16 protein-coding genes and 3 pseudogenes are annotated in these 18,334 nt (G+C 68.3%); 9 read left to right on the top strand and 10 right to left on the bottom strand.

Features of this window, described 5'->3' with window-relative positions; translation table 11 throughout:
* Positions 1-36: 36 nt before the first annotated feature.
* Positions 37-391 (bottom strand): annotated as a pseudogene (locus OG395_RS47730) (heterodisulfide reductase-related iron-sulfur binding cluster); the annotation flags it as partial.
* A gap of 587 nt (positions 392-978) precedes the next feature.
* Between OG395_RS47730 and OG395_RS47725 the strand changes: the two are divergent.
* Positions 979-1,215, top strand: coding sequence for a recombinase (locus OG395_RS47725; protein WP_327248507.1), 237 nt, complete (start codon positions 979-981; stop codon positions 1,213-1,215).
* A 79-nt stretch (positions 1,216-1,294) separates the two neighbouring features.
* Here the strand turns inward: OG395_RS47725 and OG395_RS47720 are convergent, their stop codons facing one another.
* Complete coding sequence (locus tag OG395_RS47720; protein ID WP_327248506.1) at positions 1,295-2,014, bottom strand: response regulator transcription factor; 720 nt, start codon at positions 2,012-2,014, stop codon at positions 1,295-1,297.
* A complete protein-coding gene (locus tag OG395_RS47715; RefSeq protein WP_327248505.1) occupies positions 2,011-2,850 on the bottom strand; it encodes a sensor histidine kinase in 840 nt (279 codons plus the stop codon). The genes OG395_RS47720 and OG395_RS47715 overlap by 4 nt, the downstream gene beginning before the upstream one ends.
* A 138-nt stretch (positions 2,851-2,988) precedes the next feature.
* On the opposite strand from OG395_RS47715, the gene OG395_RS47710 reads away from it, so the two are divergent.
* A complete protein-coding gene (locus tag OG395_RS47710; RefSeq protein ID WP_327248504.1) occupies positions 2,989-3,699 on the top strand; it encodes an ABC transporter ATP-binding protein in 711 nt (236 codons plus the stop codon).
* Positions 3,696-6,005 (top strand): FtsX-like permease family protein, encoded by a 2,310-nt coding sequence (locus tag OG395_RS47705; protein WP_327248503.1) that lies wholly within the window; start codon positions 3,696-3,698, stop codon positions 6,003-6,005. The genes OG395_RS47710 and OG395_RS47705 overlap by 4 nt, the downstream gene beginning before the upstream one ends.
* 401 nt (positions 6,006-6,406) lie before the next feature.
* On the opposite strand, the gene OG395_RS47700 is transcribed toward OG395_RS47705, so the two are convergent.
* From OG395_RS47700 to OG395_RS47690, 3 genes are all read right to left on the bottom strand, one after another.
* Entirely contained in the window at positions 6,407-6,802 is a 396-nt protein-coding gene (locus tag OG395_RS47700) for a DUF6188 family protein (RefSeq protein ID WP_327248502.1), read from the bottom strand.
* A 273-nt stretch (positions 6,803-7,075) separates the two neighbouring features.
* Positions 7,076-8,542, bottom strand: a complete 1,467-nt coding sequence (locus OG395_RS47695) for an ATP-binding SpoIIE family protein phosphatase (RefSeq protein ID WP_327248501.1) — start codon at positions 8,540-8,542, stop codon at positions 7,076-7,078.
* Between the two features lie 480 nt (positions 8,543-9,022).
* Positions 9,023-9,181, bottom strand: coding sequence for a hypothetical protein (locus tag OG395_RS47690; RefSeq protein ID WP_327248500.1), 159 nt, complete (start codon positions 9,179-9,181; stop codon positions 9,023-9,025).
* Between OG395_RS47690 and OG395_RS47685 the strand changes: the two genes are divergently transcribed.
* The 4 genes and pseudogenes from OG395_RS47685 to OG395_RS47670 form a co-directional block, all read left to right on the top strand.
* Complete coding sequence (locus OG395_RS47685; RefSeq protein WP_327249689.1) at positions 9,119-9,895, top strand: transposase family protein; 777 nt, start codon at positions 9,119-9,121, stop codon at positions 9,893-9,895. The genes OG395_RS47690 and OG395_RS47685 overlap by 63 nt on opposite strands.
* 451 nt (positions 9,896-10,346) lie before the next feature.
* On the top strand, positions 10,347-10,985 hold the full coding sequence (locus OG395_RS47680; RefSeq protein WP_327248499.1) for a LysE family translocator: 639 nt from the start codon (positions 10,347-10,349) through the stop codon (positions 10,983-10,985).
* A 328-nt stretch (positions 10,986-11,313) separates the two neighbouring features.
* Positions 11,314-11,658, top strand: a pseudogene (locus OG395_RS47675) (transposase); the annotation flags it as partial.
* 179 nt (positions 11,659-11,837) lie between these two features.
* Positions 11,838-12,047, top strand: a pseudogene (locus OG395_RS47670) (transposase); the annotation flags it as partial.
* A 134-nt stretch (positions 12,048-12,181) separates the two neighbouring features.
* Here the strand turns inward: OG395_RS47670 and OG395_RS47665 are convergent.
* Both OG395_RS47665 and OG395_RS47660 read right to left on the bottom strand, forming a co-directional pair.
* Positions 12,182-13,279 (bottom strand): winged helix DNA-binding domain-containing protein, encoded by a 1,098-nt coding sequence (locus tag OG395_RS47665; RefSeq protein ID WP_327248498.1) that lies wholly within the window; start codon positions 13,277-13,279, stop codon positions 12,182-12,184.
* Between the two features lie 86 nt (positions 13,280-13,365).
* Positions 13,366-14,400, bottom strand: coding sequence for an MDR family NADP-dependent oxidoreductase (locus tag OG395_RS47660; protein ID WP_327248497.1), 1,035 nt, complete (start codon positions 14,398-14,400; stop codon positions 13,366-13,368).
* A 119-nt stretch (positions 14,401-14,519) separates the two neighbouring features.
* Between OG395_RS47660 and OG395_RS47655 the strand changes: the two genes are divergently transcribed.
* Positions 14,520-15,476 carry a helix-turn-helix transcriptional regulator gene (locus tag OG395_RS47655; RefSeq protein WP_327248496.1) on the top strand — a complete coding sequence of 319 codons (957 nt, stop codon included), beginning with the start codon at positions 14,520-14,522 and terminating at the stop codon, positions 15,474-15,476.
* Between the two features lie 449 nt (positions 15,477-15,925).
* Here OG395_RS47655 and OG395_RS47650 read toward each other — a convergent pair whose 3' ends face one another.
* Positions 15,926-16,957, bottom strand: coding sequence for an alpha/beta hydrolase (locus OG395_RS47650; protein WP_327248495.1), 1,032 nt, complete (start codon positions 16,955-16,957; stop codon positions 15,926-15,928).
* Between the two features lie 85 nt (positions 16,958-17,042).
* Between OG395_RS47650 and OG395_RS47645 the strand changes: the two genes are divergently transcribed.
* Positions 17,043-17,591: a MarR family winged helix-turn-helix transcriptional regulator gene (locus tag OG395_RS47645; protein WP_327248494.1), complete on the top strand. Its 549-nt coding sequence runs from the start codon at positions 17,043-17,045 to the stop codon at positions 17,589-17,591.
* Between the two features lie 146 nt (positions 17,592-17,737).
* On the opposite strand, the gene OG395_RS47640 is transcribed toward OG395_RS47645, so the two are convergent.
* Positions 17,738-17,899, bottom strand: a complete 162-nt coding sequence (locus OG395_RS47640) for a hypothetical protein (protein WP_327248493.1) — start codon at positions 17,897-17,899, stop codon at positions 17,738-17,740.
* Between the last annotated feature and the right edge of the window lie 435 nt (positions 17,900-18,334).

Here is an 18,334-nt window from a genome sequence, read left to right as displayed (position 1 = left end):
AGTTGGTCTTGCCGGTCCTGTCGGCGAGCTTCTCCAAGCGGCGCACAGCACGTCGGCACCGCTGTCGAGGACTCCCCTGGTCTTGTCGGCGAGCATCGTGCCGGACGTCTCGGCGTTCTTGACGGCGAAGGTGCCACCGAAGCCGCAGCAGGAGTCGGCGGCCGGGAGGCCGACGAGTTCGATGTCCTTGACGGCGCAGGAGTCGGTGCGGTCTGTCGCCGAGCCTGAGCCCGCGCAAGGAGTGACAGGTGGGGTGGTAGGCGACGCGGTACGGGAAGCGGGCGCCGACGTCTGTCACGCCCAGCACGTCGGTGAGGAACTCGGTGAACTCGTTGACCCGGGGCGTGAGTTCTGCGACCTGTGCGCGCAGGGCGTCAAAGCCACCGGACGCGTTCGTGCCTCCGACGTCGTACGTGGTGCCGTCCAGGACGATCGTGGCCTCCGGCTCGCCGGTGTGGTCGAGTATCTCCTGGCCCGTGCCCAGCTTCTTCAACGAGGTGGTCGTGAAGTTGGGTGCGGTGTGGAAGGAGCGCTGCACGATCCCGTTGGCCATCGTGACGGAGCGACCGTGGACGGAGATGGTCGACGGCGTGGTCACCGGGTGGACAACCCAGTCCTTGCCCGGCGCCGGATTCGACGTCGCGGCGCTCGCACTGGCCCGCGTGGCAATGGGGGCGACTGTGGCGACGAGACCGGCCGCGGCCGTGGCGCGCAACATCTTGCGACGCGTCAGTTGCTGATCCCTGTCCATGAGCTTCCCTTCGACGAGAGCAACGCTCAGAGCGGCGTGATCTCGGTGGTCGATGAGCGGATGGATGGCAGAGGGCTGTGACGGCCGTAGCAGGCCTCTTCCGAGGCGAGTCGATTCAGCCCTTCGTGGTGCCCCGGCCAGGCCGCGGGCGAAGTGCTTGTGAGGCGCGAGGGGGCCGTCCTTACGGCACTCCGTGCGCTCATGAGCACGCCTGCATCCGCTGCCCCATGCTGAGCATCAACCCGAAGATGGTCCCCCGCCTCGACGAACTGGAGGAAGACCTGATTGCACGCCGCCAACGGGCTGTCCAGGAGGACTGGCGAGGCGAGATCGAAGGGCTCGACCTCACGCTCACCTTCCTACGGGGCAAGCGCGAGCAGGCCCGCCGTATCGCGCGAAGCGGCCCGGTCTCCCTCGGCCTTCCCGTAGTCCCTCACCAGAAGCCTCAGGTCACACCAGGGTAATCAGCGCCAAGGTGAACTGGATTTTCACGTCTGGTACAGGAGTGCCGGCGTCGAGCATGCCTGGCTCCTAAAATGCCGGCTATCGGCAGTGGTTGGCGGTGTCAGCGGACTCGCCCGGTGAGACGAGTCCTGTCTCGTAGGCGAGGACGACGGCCTGGGCCCGGTCGCGCAGGGTCAGTTTGGCGAAGATCCGGGCCACGTGGGTCTTCACTGTCGCCTCACTGAGCGTCAGTTCCCGCGCCAGTTCGGAATTGGAAAGACCCCGCCCCATGAGCGTCAGCACTTCGCGCTCGCGCGGCGTCAGCGCGGCCAGGTCTCGGTGGACGGCCGGGGTTGCGAGACCCGAACCGGTTCTGGGGGCGCTGGGGGCGAAGCGCTCCACCAGGCGGCGGGTGATCGAGGGTGCGAGCAGGGCGTCACCGGTGTCGACCAGGCGTACGGCGGCGGCCAGATGCGCGGGGGTGACGTCCTTGAGCAGGAATCCGCTGGCTCCGGCGGCGAGGGCGGCGTAGACGTAGTGGTCGAGGTCGAAGGTGGTCAGCATGATCACCCGGCAGCCCGGGGCCTGCGCGAGTATACGGCGGGCGGCTTCCAGGCCGTCCATGGCGGGCATCCGGATGTCCATCAGTACGACGTCGGGCCGCAGCCTCCGCACGGTGGCCACGGCCTCGGCTCCGTCGCAGGCTTCGCCCACCACGTCGATGCCGCGGGCGGTCAGGATCAGGCGGAAGCCAGTGCGGACCAGTTCCTGGTCGTCGGCGATCACGACGCGAGGGGCGGGTTCGGTGTGCGTCGTCATGGCCGGTCCAGCGGGATCCGGGCGCGGACGCGGTAGCCGCCGCCGAGGCGGCGGCGGGCGTCAAGGTCGCCGCCGTACAAGGCGACCCGCTCCCGCAGGCCGAGCAGCCCGCGTCCCGTTCCGTCCGCCTGGCCCGGGACCGGCTCTCTCCGCGCGGGCCGGCTGTCCGACAGGATGCTCGGTCCGCTGTTCAGCACCTCGACTCGCAGGTAATGGTCCGTGTATCGCACCGTCACCTCGGCCTTCGCTCCGTCCCCGTGTTTGAGAGCATTGGTCAGGGCCTCCTGGATGATCCGGTACGCGGTGACATCGATCCCGGTCGGCAGCGGGCGCGGCTCACCCGAGACGCGCATCTCCACGGGCAGGCCGGCAAAGGCGATCCGGTCGATCAGCGGGCTGAGTCTGCTCAAGCTCGGCTGCGGTGACAGGTCCATACCGTAGGGCTCGTCGTCGCCGTTCTGCGCGGGTGCGAGCAGGCCGAGCAGGTGCCGCAGTTCGGTCATCGTGTTCCGCCCGGCGGTCTCGACGGCGCTCATCGCCGCCGCGGCCTCGTCCGGCATCGTGGCCAGCACCTCGCGGGCAGCCCCGGCCTGGACCACCATGAGGCTCACGTTGTGGCTGACGATGTCGTGGAGCTCGGTGGCGATCCTCGCCCGCTCGGCGTCAACCGCGGTCCGCGTCGCGCTCTCGCGTTCCCGTTCCAGCAGCCAGCCGCGCTCCTCGATGGCCGCCTGGTGCAGCCGCCGCGCCCGGACCACCGCCACGCACAGACACCCGGCGGCGCCAACTGCCGCCGCCAGGGCGATGGTCAGCCAGATCGTCCCAGATCCCCACACCGGATCATCTTCGCAGCTGCACGACGCGGCCCACATCAGCCCCTGGATGCAGCTCCGTACATCCCCGGGATGACCTGCCCGGACGGATACATCCGGGGGGTGACGCCTCGTCCGCGGACTCCGTCCTAAGTTCGAGCCATGACAACTGATCACGACAGTGCCCGGCAAGTGGTGGTGCGGCTGGACGGCGTGCACAAGGAGTACGGCGACGCGAAGGCCCTGGACGGCCTGTCGCTGGAGATCGGGGCGGGGGAGGCGGTCGCCGTGATGGGCCCCTCCGGCTGCGGCAAGTCCACCTTGCTCAACATGGTGGCCGGCCTGGACCGGCCGACCTCGGGCACAGTCGAGGTGCATGGTCATGACCTCGGGAAACTGAACGAGACCGGCTTGGCGCTGTTCCGGCGACGGAACGTCGGCATGATCTTCCAGTTCTTCAACCTCATCGACGATCTGCCCGTCCTGGACAATGTGGCGCTGGCCGCGCAGCTGACCGGCACCCCGGCCCGGCAGGCGCGCCGCCGTGCCCTGGAGCTCTTGGACGAACTCGGTGTCACCGAGCGCCGGAACAACTATCCGGCGACGCTGAGCGGCGGCGAGCGCCAACGCGTCGCCGTCGCACGGGCGTTGATGAACCGCCCGGCCCTGCTGCTTGCCGACGAGCCGACCGGCGCCCTCGACAGCCGGTCGGGCGAGCAGGTGATGGATCTGCTGATAGACCTCAACCAGATCGGCCAGACCCTGTTGATCGTCACCCATGATCCGCAGCTGGCCACCCGCTGCGCCAGCCGGCTGGTCGAAGTCGCTGACGGCCGGGTCGCCCGCGAGAGCACGCTGGAGGCGACCGCGTGAGCGCCGTATGGAGAGCCTCGCGCGCGGCCGTGAAACGCCGCCGGCTCCAGACCTTCGTCATCGGGCTCGTCGTGCTCTGCTCCACCACGACCGTCCTGCTCGCGTTGGCGCTGCTGAGCGCCGCATCAGGCCCCTTCGACAAGGCCTACGCCGAACAGCGCGGCGCCCATACGGTGGCGACCTTCGACACTACGAAGGTCTCACAGGAGCGGCTGGCGCGGACCGCCCGGCAGCCCGGGGTGGAGGCCGCGGCCGGACCGTTCGGGCAGGCCGTCGTCGACATCCCCAAGGACTGGCTCTGGATGGCGGGCGGCACCCTCACCGTGGTGGGCCGGGCCGATCCGGCGGGCCCCGTGGACCGGATCGAACTCCTTGAGGGCCACTGGGCCACCGCACCCGGCGAGATCGTCGTCAACTGGAGCGTCCAGGGCTCCCCCGGCACCGCGCTGCTCGGCACCAAGCTGGAGACCCCCGGCGGAGCGACGCTGACCGTCGTCGGATTCGCCACCAGCATGAGCAAGTCGGCGAGCGCCTGGGTTTCGCCCGATCAGATGGCCGCACTGCACCCGACCTCCGCCCAGATGCTGTACCGCTTCACGGACTCCTCGACGGAGGCCCAGCTGAGCGCCTCGCTGGCACGGGCCACCACCGGACTGCCCAAGGAATCGCTGACCGGCGCACAGACCTACCTCACCCTCAAGCAGGCCTTCTCCGCGCTGGCCGACTCCTACCTCCCGTTCATGACGCTCTTTGGCGTCCTCGGCCTGCTCGTCTCCACCCTGATCGTCGGCAACGTGGTCAGCGGGGCGGTCGTCTCCGGGAACCGGCACATCGGGGTGCTCAAGGCCCTGGGCTTCACCCCGAACCAGGTCGTCGCCGTCTACCTGACGATGCTCTCCGTACCGGCGGTGGTGGGCTGCGTGCTGGGAACGCTGGCCGGCAACGCGCTGGCCGGGCCGATCCTGAAGGTCGCGTTCACCGGCATCGACGTGGGCCGGGCCTCGGTCGGCGACATCAGCCCGTGGGTGTCCGTGGCCTGCCTCGTGGGCATGCCCGCCCTCGTCCTGCTGGCCGCGCTGGTCCCCGCCCTGCGCGCCCACCGGCTACCCGCCGCACGGGCGATCAGCGCGGGCGGCGCGCCGCGGACCGGGCGTGGGCTGCGCGTCCAGCGGATGCTCGGCGCCACCCGGCTGCCGCGCCCGGTCAGTCTGGGCCTCGGCCAGCCGTTCGCCCGCCCCAGCCGCACCCTGCTGACCATGGCCGCCATCGTCCTCGGGGTCACCACGGTGACCCTGTCGACCGGACTGACCAGCACCATGGTGGCGTACGGCAATGTCGGGCGGGAGGACGGAGGCGCCAGGATCCACGTGACGACCGGGGGGTCGGGCAACGACCGGACCCCGCCCCGGCTCAGTGACCTGCAGATCGAGAAACGGCTGCGGTCCCTGCCGGGTGCGGAGGGGGTACGGGCACGCGCGCTGTCCCAGGCGAACATGACCGGGCAGACCCAGCCCGTCTTCACAGACTTCTACCGCGGCGACGATTCCTTGTACGAGCACACCATCGTCAAGGGCCGGGCGCCGGCCGCGGCGGGCGAGATCGTGGCCGGGCCGGCCTTCCTGACCCAGCGCGGACTGAAGCTCGGTGACCGGGTCACGCTGGAGCTGAACGGCAGGAAGATCACCGCGACCGTCGTGGGCCAGCTCATCGAGGGAAACGCCCGGGCCCTGGAGGCCACCTGGCAGACCCTCACCCAACTCGCACCGGACGCCCACGCCACCGAGTACACGGTACGGCTCGCCTCCGGCGCCGACGCGCGCGCCTACGCCGAGGCGGTCGCGGCGCTCGACCCGGGCCTGCACGCGTCGGTGATGGACTCCGGCAACGCCGGCACCGCCACCGTCATCACCTTCTCGACGGTGTTCACGGTGCTGCTGACGCTCGTCGCGTCGCTCGGTGTCTTCAACACCGTTCTCCTGAACACCCGTGAGCGGCGCCGGGACCTGGGCATGCTCAAGTCGATCGGGATGACGCCCCGGCAGGTGGTGGTGATGACGGTGACCTCGGTCGCCGGGCTGGGCGCGGTCGGCGGGCTGCTCGGCATCCCGCTCGGGATCGAGGCGCACCGCCTCGTCGTGGACCATGTCGGGGTGGTCGACTTCCCCGCGTATATGAAGGACGTGTGGCACGCGCCGCAGCTGGCCGCGATGCTCCTGGCGGGTGTGGCGATCGCAGTCCTCGGCGCCCTGGTCCCGGCCCGGTCGGCGGCCCGGATGACCATCGCCTCGGTGCTGCACACCGAGTAGATCACCTGTCGGCATGGTGCAGAGAAGGGCGAGGACGCTTCCGCCGGCGGCCGGGGCGACCATGCCGCGCTCGGTCATCATCCGGCTGCCGAGTCCGAGGGGCTCGCGGCCGTCACGCCGTACGACGGTGCCGGTGCGCCGCTTCGGCTTCTGGCTGGTGGCGCCGTTCTTGCGCCGACCGACGCCGGATGCCAACGGATGGTCAGCCGAGGACTCCGGGCGATTGGTCGACCTTATCGACTGCCCGTGATCGACCTGATAACGATGTAGTCAGACCGCAAAGGCCGTGCCGTCGGGGCGCCACCTCCAACTGGTACCCGGCGCCCCCTGGGCTTGATGAGTCATTGAGACTCCACCGACCTCGCGGCGAAGGTCACCCGCCGTATCCGTGCTGTCGCCAGTCAGCGCACCCAGTCGTCCTCACCGCCAGGACCGACCGTGATCGGGTCGATTCCGTGCCCGGTCAGATGCCAGGACTCAAATTGTGGGTCTGGCCCGATCCAGGGCCCTGCGCCTTCTTGAAAGTCGATGACCAACGCGCCATGGTCACGCACGTCGACCGCGGTGACCGACTGCCAGTAGAGCGCTAGAACAGGCGCGAGGCTCACACCTGTGCCGGGGTCCAGCTCGTGCCACTCGCCAGCAGCATCCCGGAACAGGAACGGCGCCTCCACCACCAACTCGGCATCCAGCCGGTACCTCTCGTCCGGATCGAGGGCGCACAGGCTCAGCCGCACTTGCTGATCAAATGCCGTGCGCTCCGCTCGAGAGCCGATCAAGGCCACTGGAACCTTCATGCCGCCTCCCCACGTCCACAGCAAGCCGACAACCTGATGATTCGACATCGTAGGTGCAGCCCGTTCCCCAGCGGCGTGCCCCCTGCGTGCCCGATCACCAGGAGACGAGCGGGGAACCACAGGGAATCGCGGACAGCGAGGAGCTCCCACGCAGGTCAACGACATCGCAGGTCAGCAAGCATCCGCGTACGGGGTCTTCCAAACTAGCTGCGCCGAATCGGAGGCTGGCCCGGGCAGCAGGCCCTGTGGAGGGCTTCGGGCAGTCAAGCCCGGTCACGGAACCGAGGCCAGGACGGGGACGACGGGAACCGATGGGGCCGACTGCTCGGCCCAGACGATCTTCCCGGTGGGGGTGAAGCGGGTTCCCCACCGCTCGGCGAGCTGGGCGACGATGAAGATCCCGCGGCCGCCTTCGTCCACGGCCGTCGCGTAGCGCAGATGCGGGGAGGTGCTGCTGCTGTCGCTGACCTCCACCACCAGGCTCGTATCGCGCAGAAGGCGCAGGTGGACAGGGGGTGCCCCGTAACGGATGGCGTTGGTGACCAGCTCGCTGAGGATCAGCTCGGTAGCGAATACCGTCTCCTCCAGGTTCCAGTCGGCCAGCTTCGCGAGCACCTCGGCGCGCAGGGCGGGCACCGCGGCGGGAATGGCTGGGATGTCCCATTCGGCGATACGGTCACGGGGAAACGCGCGGGTTCGGGCGACCAGGAGAGCGGCGTCATCGACTGAACGGGCGGGTAGTACCGCCTCCAGGATCATCTCGCACGTCTTTTCCGGGTCGAGCCCCACGCCGGAGAGCGTGTCGCACAGTAGCTTCAGGCCGGTCCCGATGTCGCGGTGACGGTTGTGGATGAGCCCGTCGGTGTAGAGCACGAGCTGCGTGTCCTCCGGCAGCCTCCGCTCGACGGCCTCAAAGCGCAGGCCGCCTACGCCGAGCGGGGGGCCTGCGGGCAGGTCGACAATCTCCACGCGGCCGTCCGGATAGGCGATAGCGGGCGGAAAGTGACCGGCTCTTGCCATCGTGCAGCTACAGGAGACCGGGTCGTAGATTGCATACAGACACGTAGCCGCGACAGTCCCCTCCTCGCTGTCGCCCGCCTCCACATCCATCTGATTGACCACGTCGTCAAGGCGGGCCAGTAGCTCGTCGGGCGGTAGGTCGAGGGTGGAGAAATTGCGGACCGCGGTGCGTAGCCGCCCCATCGTGACCGCGGAGCCTAGGCCGTGGCCAACCACGTCCCCGATTACCAGGGCGGTGCGGAATCCCGGGAGAGGGATCACGTCGAACCAGTCCCCGCCGACCTCAGCCTCGGCGGGCACGTACCGGAACGCCGGCCGGACGGCGCTAGTGTCCGGCAGCGCACGAGGCAGCAGGCTGCGCTGCAGCGTGGTGGCGATGGCGTGCTCGCGGGTGTAGCGGCGAGCCAGCTGAGAGACGGCAAGGCCGACAACGAGCAGCAGCCCGGCGGTGACGATGTCGTCCGCGTTTTTGAAGCGGATGAAGCTTTCGTACGGAGTGGTGAAGAAGAAAATAAACCACGCGGCGGCGGAAAGGGCTGTCAGAACCGCGACCCACCGGTAGCCGAGGGCGGCCACCGCCGCGACGACCAACATCAGGATCAGGGCTACGTTGGTCTGGGACAGGGTGGCTCGGATAGGTGTCAGGAGCGCGCACACGGCGAGTGGGCCTGCCACTGCCGCAAGGAACGCGGTCAACCCCTTGACGAGACCACGAGGCATGCACACCTCCCTTCTCTCTGGTGTAGCAGGGGTCACGTGGCGCGGCCAGCCGATATGGGTCTGGCCGGAACCTCGGGTCGAGGCCCTGGATGGCGTCCCGACCCTGCGGAGAAGCGTGGGCATGCCACATTGACAAACTCCTGTCGCACAGACAGGAGCCGCGCTTGTCAAGATCGCATGCGGCGGCTGGCATCAGCGGCTGACACGTTAAGCGCGAGCAGCAGCGGTCGAAGCCGGACATCCCTGGACGATCGACAGGGACGTACGGACGGTTGGTCGGCGTCGCCGGTCCCCGGTGATCGACCTGATAACGAGTTCCCCCGCGATCGATCGGGGCGGGGTCGTGACATGACGAGGGCCGCGCGGGTTCTTCGAGTGTGATCAAGAAGTGGGCCCGCGCGGCCTTGTCCCATCCTGCCTTCTGCGGCGTGAGCCGCCAGCACTTCGGCAAGTTGGTCGACGAGGTCGAACCGGGGGGAATCACGGTGCGAGAGCGAGCGTCACGACCGGCGCGGACACGGCCGCCGCCGTCCGGCCGGGGCCGGCCCGAAGTACGAACTCGCCTTCCGAGACCGGCTGGTCATCACGCCGGCCTACCTGCGCACCGGTCTGCCCCAGGATGCCCTCGCCGTGGTCCACGGCGTCGGCTCCTCGACCGTCGGCAGGGCGATCGGCGAGGTCAGGCCCCTGCTCGCGGCCCGTGGCTTCGCCGTCCCCGACCGGCCCGGCCTGCGCCTGCGCACGGTGGAGGACGTGTTCGCCTACGCCGAGGCCGAGAACATCGAGCTGCGGCTCGACGGGGCCGAAACCCAGGTCCGCCGCCCACAGGCCGGCCGCCCCGGGCGCCGGGCGTTCGTCTCGGGCAAACGCAAGCAGAACACCATCAAGACCACCACGTTCAGCGACGGCCAGGGCCGCCTGCTCTATTCCGGGGCGGAACGGCCCCGCCGGATGCACGACCAGACCGCCGTGTGCACTGAAGGGATCGCCGAGCAGTTCCGGACCCGTCCCGGCGTGAGAGCGAAGGTCGACTCCGGCTACCAGGGCCTCGCCAAGGAGTTCCCCCGTCAGGTCACCGCTCCGCCGAAGAAGCCGAAGGAGGACGACTGCGACGGCAACAAGCACGCCTGGCGCGAGGCGAGGCGACGGCAGTCATCGGCCAGGATCTGCGTCGAGCACACCAACGCCGAACTGCGGCAGCGGGCCCCGATGAGACGCTTCACCGGACGCCGTGAAACCTTCCCCGAGACCCAGCAGGCCACCGCCGCCCTGATCTTTGACCGTGCCGCAAAGAGGCCCACCCGCCGCGAGCACAGCACCGCACTCGTCCTCGCCGACAACGCCGCCTGCTGATCATCCACCAGCCGAACCACCAGGCCTGCATGCCCCGAACTCAATCGCGGGGGAACTTGTACGGCTACCCAGACCTTCGTCTGCGATGGGCGCCCTCCCTCACCACTGGTACGTCGTGGAGTGGGGGGAGAGACCATCCTCAAGCGGCTGCTACATCAACAACTTGACAACGCCCCGCCAACGTCTCTCGCCGGGCATCGCGATGCAGCAGACTCATCCTCACGGCCTTCGTGCTGAATGTGTGTGTTCCTTGGTCGGAGCACATGTTCGGACGAAGGCCGCCTCCGTGTACGGCGGTTACCGAACCGAGTGATCAAGTTCGACGCACCATTCGACGACGGACGTTAAAGATCAAGCTAGGGCCTGTCTCTTTGGAGTAGAAGCTCAACGGCTCAAGATCCACCGGACCCGCTAACAAAGCAGGCGATCTGGCGGGGTAAGCTGGCATTCCATGGCAATAAGCTCCGCCCTGTGGTCCTTCGCCCTAGTTGTAGGGCTTCTCACTTTGACTCCCGGACTCGACACGGCGCTAATCTTGCGCACGTCGGCCCTTGGCCGGCGCAGGAGAGCCTGGGGCGTCGTCCTCGGAATCCAGACCGGCACCCTGGTGTGGGGTGCGTTCACCTCCCTCGGAGTGACCGCGCTTCTCACGGCCTCCCACCTCGCCTACACCGCGTTGCGCTGGATCGGCGCCGCCTACCTGATTTGGATGGGGGCCCGCATGCTCCGGGACACCTTCCGGGGACTGCCCACGCCAGATACGGACGATTCCCTTCTGGCCGCCGGTGCGGACTCGGTCAGCGGCGGCTGGCGGCAGGGAACGCTCACCAACCTCCTGAACCCGAAAATGGGCGCCTTCTACGTCGCCGTCCTGCCTCAGTTCATCCCCCCAGGCGCCGGCCACTTCACCATGGGCCTCCTGCTCACCATGGTGCACATCCTCATCGGTCTGCTCTGGTCTGCCGTCCTCATCGGCTTTTCTCGCGTCCTGCACGGCTGGCTCCGCAAGCCCCAGGCCCGCCGTCTGCTCGACCGGATCACCGGCACCGTCATCGGCATCTTCGGTATCAGGCTGGCACTCAGCAACTGACAATCCGACTGTCAGGGTCCAGCGACCCGCTCAGCGCCGGACCCAGATCAAGGTAACTCAACACGACACACTGCAATCCCCAAGGAACCACGACGAGGTCAACGACCAGCATCATCCCACCCCTGGAGTTGTCGTTCCTCAGCAATCAACTCCGGCTTACAGCAGGTAAATTGGAATTAGAAGCCGTATGCCTATCGATCACGAGGACGGTTCTGGTCGAACAGGGTGCCTGGTCGGGTGATCTTGACCGGGTGGGGGCATGAAAGCAGGGCCTCTGGTGCAGCACGAGGGTTGTTGAAGCCAACTCGTGAGACCGGCGGCCCTGTTGATGCAGTTGTACGCGGTTTCGTCCTTCGAGTTCAACTCGGCGCCGTCGGCGTGCGATTGCCTCGCTCACCGGTTCGGGAACGCAGCCGACCGGCCGGAGAGAGGACGGAGGTACCCGTCGGACATGACCGACGCGAAGTGGGCGGTGGTACGTGACGCGCTGCCGGTGCCGGCCTGGCTGGAGGGCCGGGGCGGCCAGCCGGAGGGCTATTGTCACCGGCAGATGCTGGACGCGGTCTTCTACGTCACCGACAACGGCGTCAAGTGGCGTTCCGTTCCCGCCGACTTCCCCGCATGGGACCGCGTCTATGCCTTCTTCCGCAGGTGGCGCAAGAACGGCCTGGTCAAGGAGCTGCACGACCGCCTGCGCGGCAAGGCCCGTGAGGCCGCGGGCCGTGGGCACGCGGGCCATGGGCCAGGGATTCACCGGATCGCGGAGGAACCCAGTGACCCCGGCGAGAAGCCCGTTCCGTTGGAGCGCCGCACAACGCCCGCGCCGGAATGCCGGACAGAACACCGCCGACGCGAACGGCCGCTGTCACGCCCCGCATGGCCAGCAAGGGCATCGAGTCCAGCGAGCGACTCGGACGCCACCGCTGGACCATCGAGCGCACCATGGCCTGGCTTGCCGGCTGCCGCAGACGCCACCGCCGCTACGAACGCAAGGCCGAACACTTCCTGGTCTTCACCAGCGTCGCCTGCATCTTCATCTGCTACCGCCGACTCACCAAATGAGACGCTCTCTTACCTGCGTCGATGCCGGCCCAGATCACGGCCATGGTGCCTCCATACGGTGCGGTGTGCTGATGCCTGCCGACGGACGACCTCGCTGTCGATTCCCTACGGAGCGATCATTCACAATTCCTATCTCAGCTGAACGTGACGCTCCGGTTGGCGGCATCCGGTGCGATGAAGGCGAGAAGTGCCTCGGCCTCGTCCAGCACCGCCGCGGTGTCTGTCTGCGACAGCGGCCGGAACGGGGAGATGAGCAGTGTGGAGCCCATCTTCGACCATGTGCCGTGGACGAATCCGTCAACCAGGAAGGTGGGCCGCACCATCGCCTGACCCGGCATCACCTGCTTACGATCCGTCTCGCTGATCACTCGGGCGCGGTCCGCGTGCCCGAGGAGGAGGTTGTCGAAGGCGGGCAGAAAGCGCACCGGGACGGGTCGGTCCGGGTCGGCGAGCGGCGCGTCGGGCAGGTCGAAGAGCTCTGTGCCCTGCTCGTCGCGGAAGACGCGTAGCTGCGGCCGCAGCTCGTCGAGTGTCTCGCGCAGGCGGGTCAGCCCCGACCATGCCTGGATGTCCTTCACACCGGCCGGGCCGAACGCCGCCAGGTAGCGGCGGATCAGCCTCGCGACCTGCGGCGCCGCCATCGGTCGGCCGATCCACTGCTCCGCGACCGTGATGGCGATGCCGGCACGGGTGCCCCAAGCTCCCCACGCGCCGGTGGCCGGGGCATGCACCATCGGTACCCTCAGTTCTACCGCCCCCGCGAGCACGCGGCCGTCGCGGCCGGGGAAGCGCTCGGCGAGCGACGAGGCGAGCTGGTGCCGCTGCAGGGTCCGACCAGCCATCAGCTCCGTGCCGGTGGCGGCGATTTCGTCGAGGTCCAGCCCGGCAGTCTGTGCGGCGAAGTACCGCGCCCGCGTGGTGCGGTCCAGGACGGGCTGGACGACTGGCCGCAGCCAGCGGAAGTCGTCGCTGCTGGTCAGGTGCTGGGTGCTGCGCAGGACTGCGGAGCGCACCACGCGCCGGTCGTGGAGCAGTGCCGTCAGTTCGTCGTGCCGGAAGTCGGCCAGCCGGGTCCACAGGCCCACGTAGGGCCAGTTGGGCTCCTGCCCCTGCAGGGCGACCAGGTGCTCGACGACGTCGAGCGCTGGGCGGGAGGTTCGGGCCGCCAGGAACTGACGTTGGAGCAGTGTCCGGTTCAGGGTGCGGGTGGAGAGCACGGGGATATCGGGCATGTGGTGCCGGATCTCCTTGGATGTGGTGGGGACGCTGCAGCGAACGAGCCGCCCGTCAGTATGTGACAGGCGGTTCGCGTTGAGCCTCAGCCGACGATCTTCACGGAGACGTTGCCCCTGTAGTTGCCCTGCAGCAGGGAGACGAGCGCCTGAGGAGCGGCCGTGACGCCACCTTCCACGATCGTGTGGGGGAACACGAAGCGGTCCTCGCCCAACCAGGTGCTGAAGTGCTCGGTCCACGCCGCGACCTGCTCCGGCGTGTGGTAGGTGGAGAACGGCAGGACCTCGATCCTCTTGGCGGTCGCCGCGGTGAGGTCCGGCTCGGGGAACCGGTTCTCGTGGTCGCCGATCTGGGTGGCCAGCGCACCGCAGAGCGCGAACCGGGCACCGGGTGCAGCCGCTACGACCGCTGCCTCGAACTGTTCGCCGCCGACGTTGTCGAAGTAGACGGTAATGCCCTCGGGTGCCAGTTCCCGCAGGTGATCGAGGAGGGGGCGGTCGTGGTAGTTGAACGCGGCGTCGAAGCCGAGCTTGTTGACCAGGTAGTCGATCTTCTCCTGGCTTCCCGCGCTGCCGATCACCTTCGCGGCGCCCCGGCACCTGGCGATCTGCCCGGCCAGCGACCCGACGCCGCCCGCCGCACCGGAGACGAAGACGACATCATCGGCCCCGACCTTGGCGACCTCGGCCATCCCGTAGTACGCGGTGGGCCCCTGGCTGAGGTAGTGCACCGGGCTCGGGAACAACTCCGGGTCCAGCTTGGGGTACTGGTCCGCAGGCCCGGCCGAGTACTCGCACCACCCCGTCATGGTGCGGACCAGGTCGCCGACGGCCAGGTCCGCGCTGTTGGAGCGCACGACCGTGCCCACCGCGCCGCCTCCGATGCGCTGGCCGACCTGCCACGGCGGGATCGGCAGATGGGAGTCGGCGCGCATCATCTCCAGATAGGCGACCGACAGGCCCAGGTAGTCCGTGCGGACCAAGACCTCTCCGGCGCCCGGTTCGGGCGTCTGCACCTGCACGAGGTCGAAGTTGTCGAGCCCAAGCTCCGTCTTCAGGTGCTTGGCCAGCCGCACTTCCCACGCCGTGGGGGTGATCGTCGGCATCGTGCTGTCGGTCATCGTTCTCCTTGTTTCGATCAGTCGGCGCACCCGGCCCGGGGCCCGTGCCGTCCTCGCGAGATCCACGCTACGAGCTATAACGGTCACTTTCTGACCTCAATTGCCGCCATCCTGAGGTCATGGCGAACACAAGCTCCCGGACTCTGCGGCTGCTGTCCCTGCTCCAGACCCACCGGCACTGGCCCGGCGGCGAGCTGGCCGACAGGCTCGGTGTTTCCGTGCGCACCCTGCGGCGCGACGTCGACCGGCTGCGCGAGTTGGGCTACCCGGTCGAAGCCAGTCGGGGCGTCGAAGGCGGCTACCAGCTCACGGCAGGCGCCGCCCTGCCGCCGTTGGTCCTCGACGACGAGGAGGCAGTAGCGCTCGCCATCGGGTTGCGTGCAGCTGCCCAGGGCGCGGTCACCGGAATTGAGGAGTCCTCGATCCGCGCGTTCACCAAGGTCGTACAGGTCATGCCGGCGCGACTGCGCCGACGGGTCGACGCCCTGCGGGTGGTGACCGTGCCCTCCGTCGAGGGTGGTGGGGGGAGTGTCGAGACCGGTGTGCTGACCGCCATCGCGCAGGCATGCCGGGACGAGGAACGGCTTCGCTTCTCCTACACCGCCCGCGGTGGCGCTCGGAGCGCCCGCCATGTCGAGCCGCACGGGCTGGTCTCGCTCGGGTACCGCTGGTACATGGTCGCCTACGACCTGACCCGGCAGGACTGGCGTAACTTCCGGCTCGACCGCCTCGACGATCCGCGCAGCACCGGAGAACGGTTTCGCCAGCGTGAGCTACCCGCCGAGGACGCTGCGGCGTTCGTCCGTTCACGGGGCGCCGGTGTCCCCGCGCCGCATAGCGTCGAAGTGCTCGTGTACGCCACCGCGGCGGCTGTCCGCACGCGGATCGGCCCGTGGGCGACGGTCGAGGAGGTCGACGAGCAGCGATGCCGGGTACGGATGACCTCGCAGACGCTGGACTGGCCGACTCAGGCACTGGGCAATGTGGGTGCGGAGTTCGAGGTGCTCGGCCCTCCCGAGTTCGTCGACTTCATCCGCGAGTGGGCTGCCCGCTTCACCCGTGCCACCGGCTCGTGATTTTCTGGTGCCCGGGGCTTCCCGCCTGGCTTCTCAGGCAGCCACAGCCGAAGAATTCCGCCGGCTTGGGATAGTGCACCTCAGGGATCCATGGGGGCGCACAGCGCGTCCCTCGGGCGGGGCCCGGACCTCGAGAGGTCAGGTGATTGGCGGCGGCGGGCGGCCGGGTCCCGGGCGGCGACGTGCCGGGGAGCCCTCATCGAGATGACTGGATGCCCTCGGCCCCGACACGGGGTCGTCCAGCGGGAACGGCCGGGGATTGGACCTCGCACACGTCCTGCGCGGCGGGCGGGCATCGAGCCACGCCCCATGAACGCATCGGATCGTCACGCGGCGGCGGGCACCCGCGCAGCTGCACGTCGCTGCTGCGCGGGTGCCCGCCGCCCTGCTGCCTCAGCAGCTCGGTGCCGGTCAAAGTCCCGGTTCCGGAGAGGGATCCCTGCTACGTGCTACGGGCGCGCGATCCGTTGGGACAGCCATGCGAGCGCGGGCGGCATCCGGTATTCCACGGCATGGTGCCCTCCGTCGAACAACTCGAAGCGAATGACATCCTCATCCACTCCTATCTCGGTGAGGGCGTCGCGGAATGCTTGTGCACCCAGGTCGAGGAACCATTCGTCGCGGGTGCCCGCGTCGATCCAGATCGCGCGCTGGGATCGCAATGCCTCGGCGTGCAGCGGCGCCATCCTCACCGGGTCCCAGCCCAGCCAGCTCTGCCAGATCTCCGTTCGGATCGCGCCCGTGCGCGGATCGAAGGGCAACTGCGGTGTGCCGTCCGGAGCAGGCGAAAAGCAGGCCGAGACACCGAGCAGTTCGAGCAGCCGCAGGTCCTCATCCTTGGTGAAGGCCACTCGTGAGCGAAAGTCGTCCCACCAGCGGAAGATGTCGCCGTCGTACGCCCTCAAGTGACGTGCCGCCATGAGGAAATGAGGGATGTACTGGGCCTCCGACAATGAGTCGCCTGAGTGTGTCGCGAACGCTCCGAACAGGTCGGGTCGGAGCATCGATGTGATCATCGCGCCGAGCCCGCCGCTGGACTTCCCCGCCAGTGCCCGGTGATTGCGGTCGGCGAGCGACCGGTAGTGGGCATCGACCCACGGCACGATCTCCTCGCAGAGGTACGAGTGGTACCGGCCGGTCCCTGGTGAGTCGACGTACTGGCTGCCGCCGTACGTGGTCCAGGCGTCCACGAACACCAGAATCATCGGCGGCGCTTCGCCACGGGCGAAGATTCCGTCGATGAGTTCGGGTACCGGCCGGCGGTAGGGGGTGCAGTTGCGCCAGATCGGGAGGGTGCCGGCGTAGCCGAGCAGCAGATAGGTGACGGGGTATCGGTGCTCGGGGTCGGTGTCATATCCGGGCGGGGTGTAGACCCACAACGGCCTTTGCGCCGAATCTCCCAGCGGATTGTCGCGCAGCAGGGTGCTGTCGATGACGTGCTCGTCGATGCGGCCTGCGAGCGCGGTGGGCAATGGAGCCATCAGAACCTCCTCGGAAGCGAGAGGTTCGACACTACTATGATTTCAAAATATATGAATCCGAAATAACTGGTTGTATGCTGGTGTCATGGACGCAACGCAGCACGGTCCGCTCTCATCTGCGGACTCGATCGACCGGCACATTGCTCGCTGGGGGCACGAGGTTCCCGACCTGGACCCGAAGATCGAAGGCGTCGTCACGCGGATGCAGATGCTGGTTCGACATCTCCAGCGCTGTAAGAAGGCAGGGCTCGCCAAGCGCAAGCTGGAGATGTGGGAGTACGAGGTCCTCTGGCGCCTGCGCTCTGCCGGGGAGCCGTACCAGATGTCGCCGACGCGGCTGGCTCAAGTTTTGGACACCCATCCGGCGACGCTGACGAACCGGCTGGACCGTCTGACGAAGTCCGGCTATGTGACCCGGGAGCATGCCCCGGAAGATCGCAGGAGCCTGCTCGTCACATTGACCAAAAAGGGACACAATGCCTGGTCATCCACGATCGGCGATCAGATCGCGACTGAGCGCGCACTACTGGCGCCGCTGTGCGAAGCGGAGCGGGAGCAACTTGTGATCCTGCTGCGAAAAGTCACCTTGGCAGCGGAGTCAGATGGCCCGCCACTGATGCCGACTCTCGACTGAACACACCCACCAGCTCAGTAAGTTCTGACAGCCCTCGAAGCGCGGCCGCGGGTAGCCGTCTCGCCAGGCCAGGCGGGCGGTGGCGGCAATGTCCGCTCCAGCGAACACCGACTGGCCGGCAGGCTCGGCAAAGTCAGGAAGCAGGCTCACGACGCCGTCTCCTCGGCTCGCAGCGGCAGCTCGGCGTCCTTGTCACCGACGTCGCGTTGTGCCGCCGCGATGGCGGCCTTCCCGAAACGCGGCAGGATATCCGCCGACAGTCGGCGGGCGTAGGGAACGAAGACGGCGGCGAACTGCTCGCGCGGCATCTGGCGGTACTGCCGGGCGAAGAAGGCTTTCAGCCGCGGCAGATTCGGCAGGTGACGCGGGGCGAACAGCGCCAGGGGGCAGAGCAGGCAGACCCAGGGCCGGGCCCGACACGGCTTGCCCTTCGGCCCGTGCAGGCCAGCGAATTGGTCGGCGCAGGCCCCGCTGAACGCGTCCGCTGGCCCGACAGCAGCTCAGCGAGGACGTTCTCGGCGAGACAACGCCGTACGCCGTTGATACTAGAGACGCTGATCGATGCGCCAGATCCCGGCCAAAGACGCGAGCTGGCGCGACATCTCCATGATGGCGCCGGTGTTCCCGAACGCCGCAGCGACTGAGTGCTCGAGGCACGCCATCTCATGAGCCGTTCGTGTCTCCAGCGACCGACAGGGACCTCGGTCTTCGGGAGAGCTCTACGGCTCGCGAACTGCTGAGAG

The sequence above is a fragment of the Streptomyces sp. NBC_01320 genome (assembly GCF_035974375.1).
Lineage (GTDB): Bacteria > Actinomycetota > Actinomycetes > Streptomycetales > Streptomycetaceae > Streptomyces > Streptomyces yanii.
The sequence above is the reverse complement of the archived record's forward strand: the minus strand, read 5'-3'. Positions and strand labels throughout refer to the sequence as shown.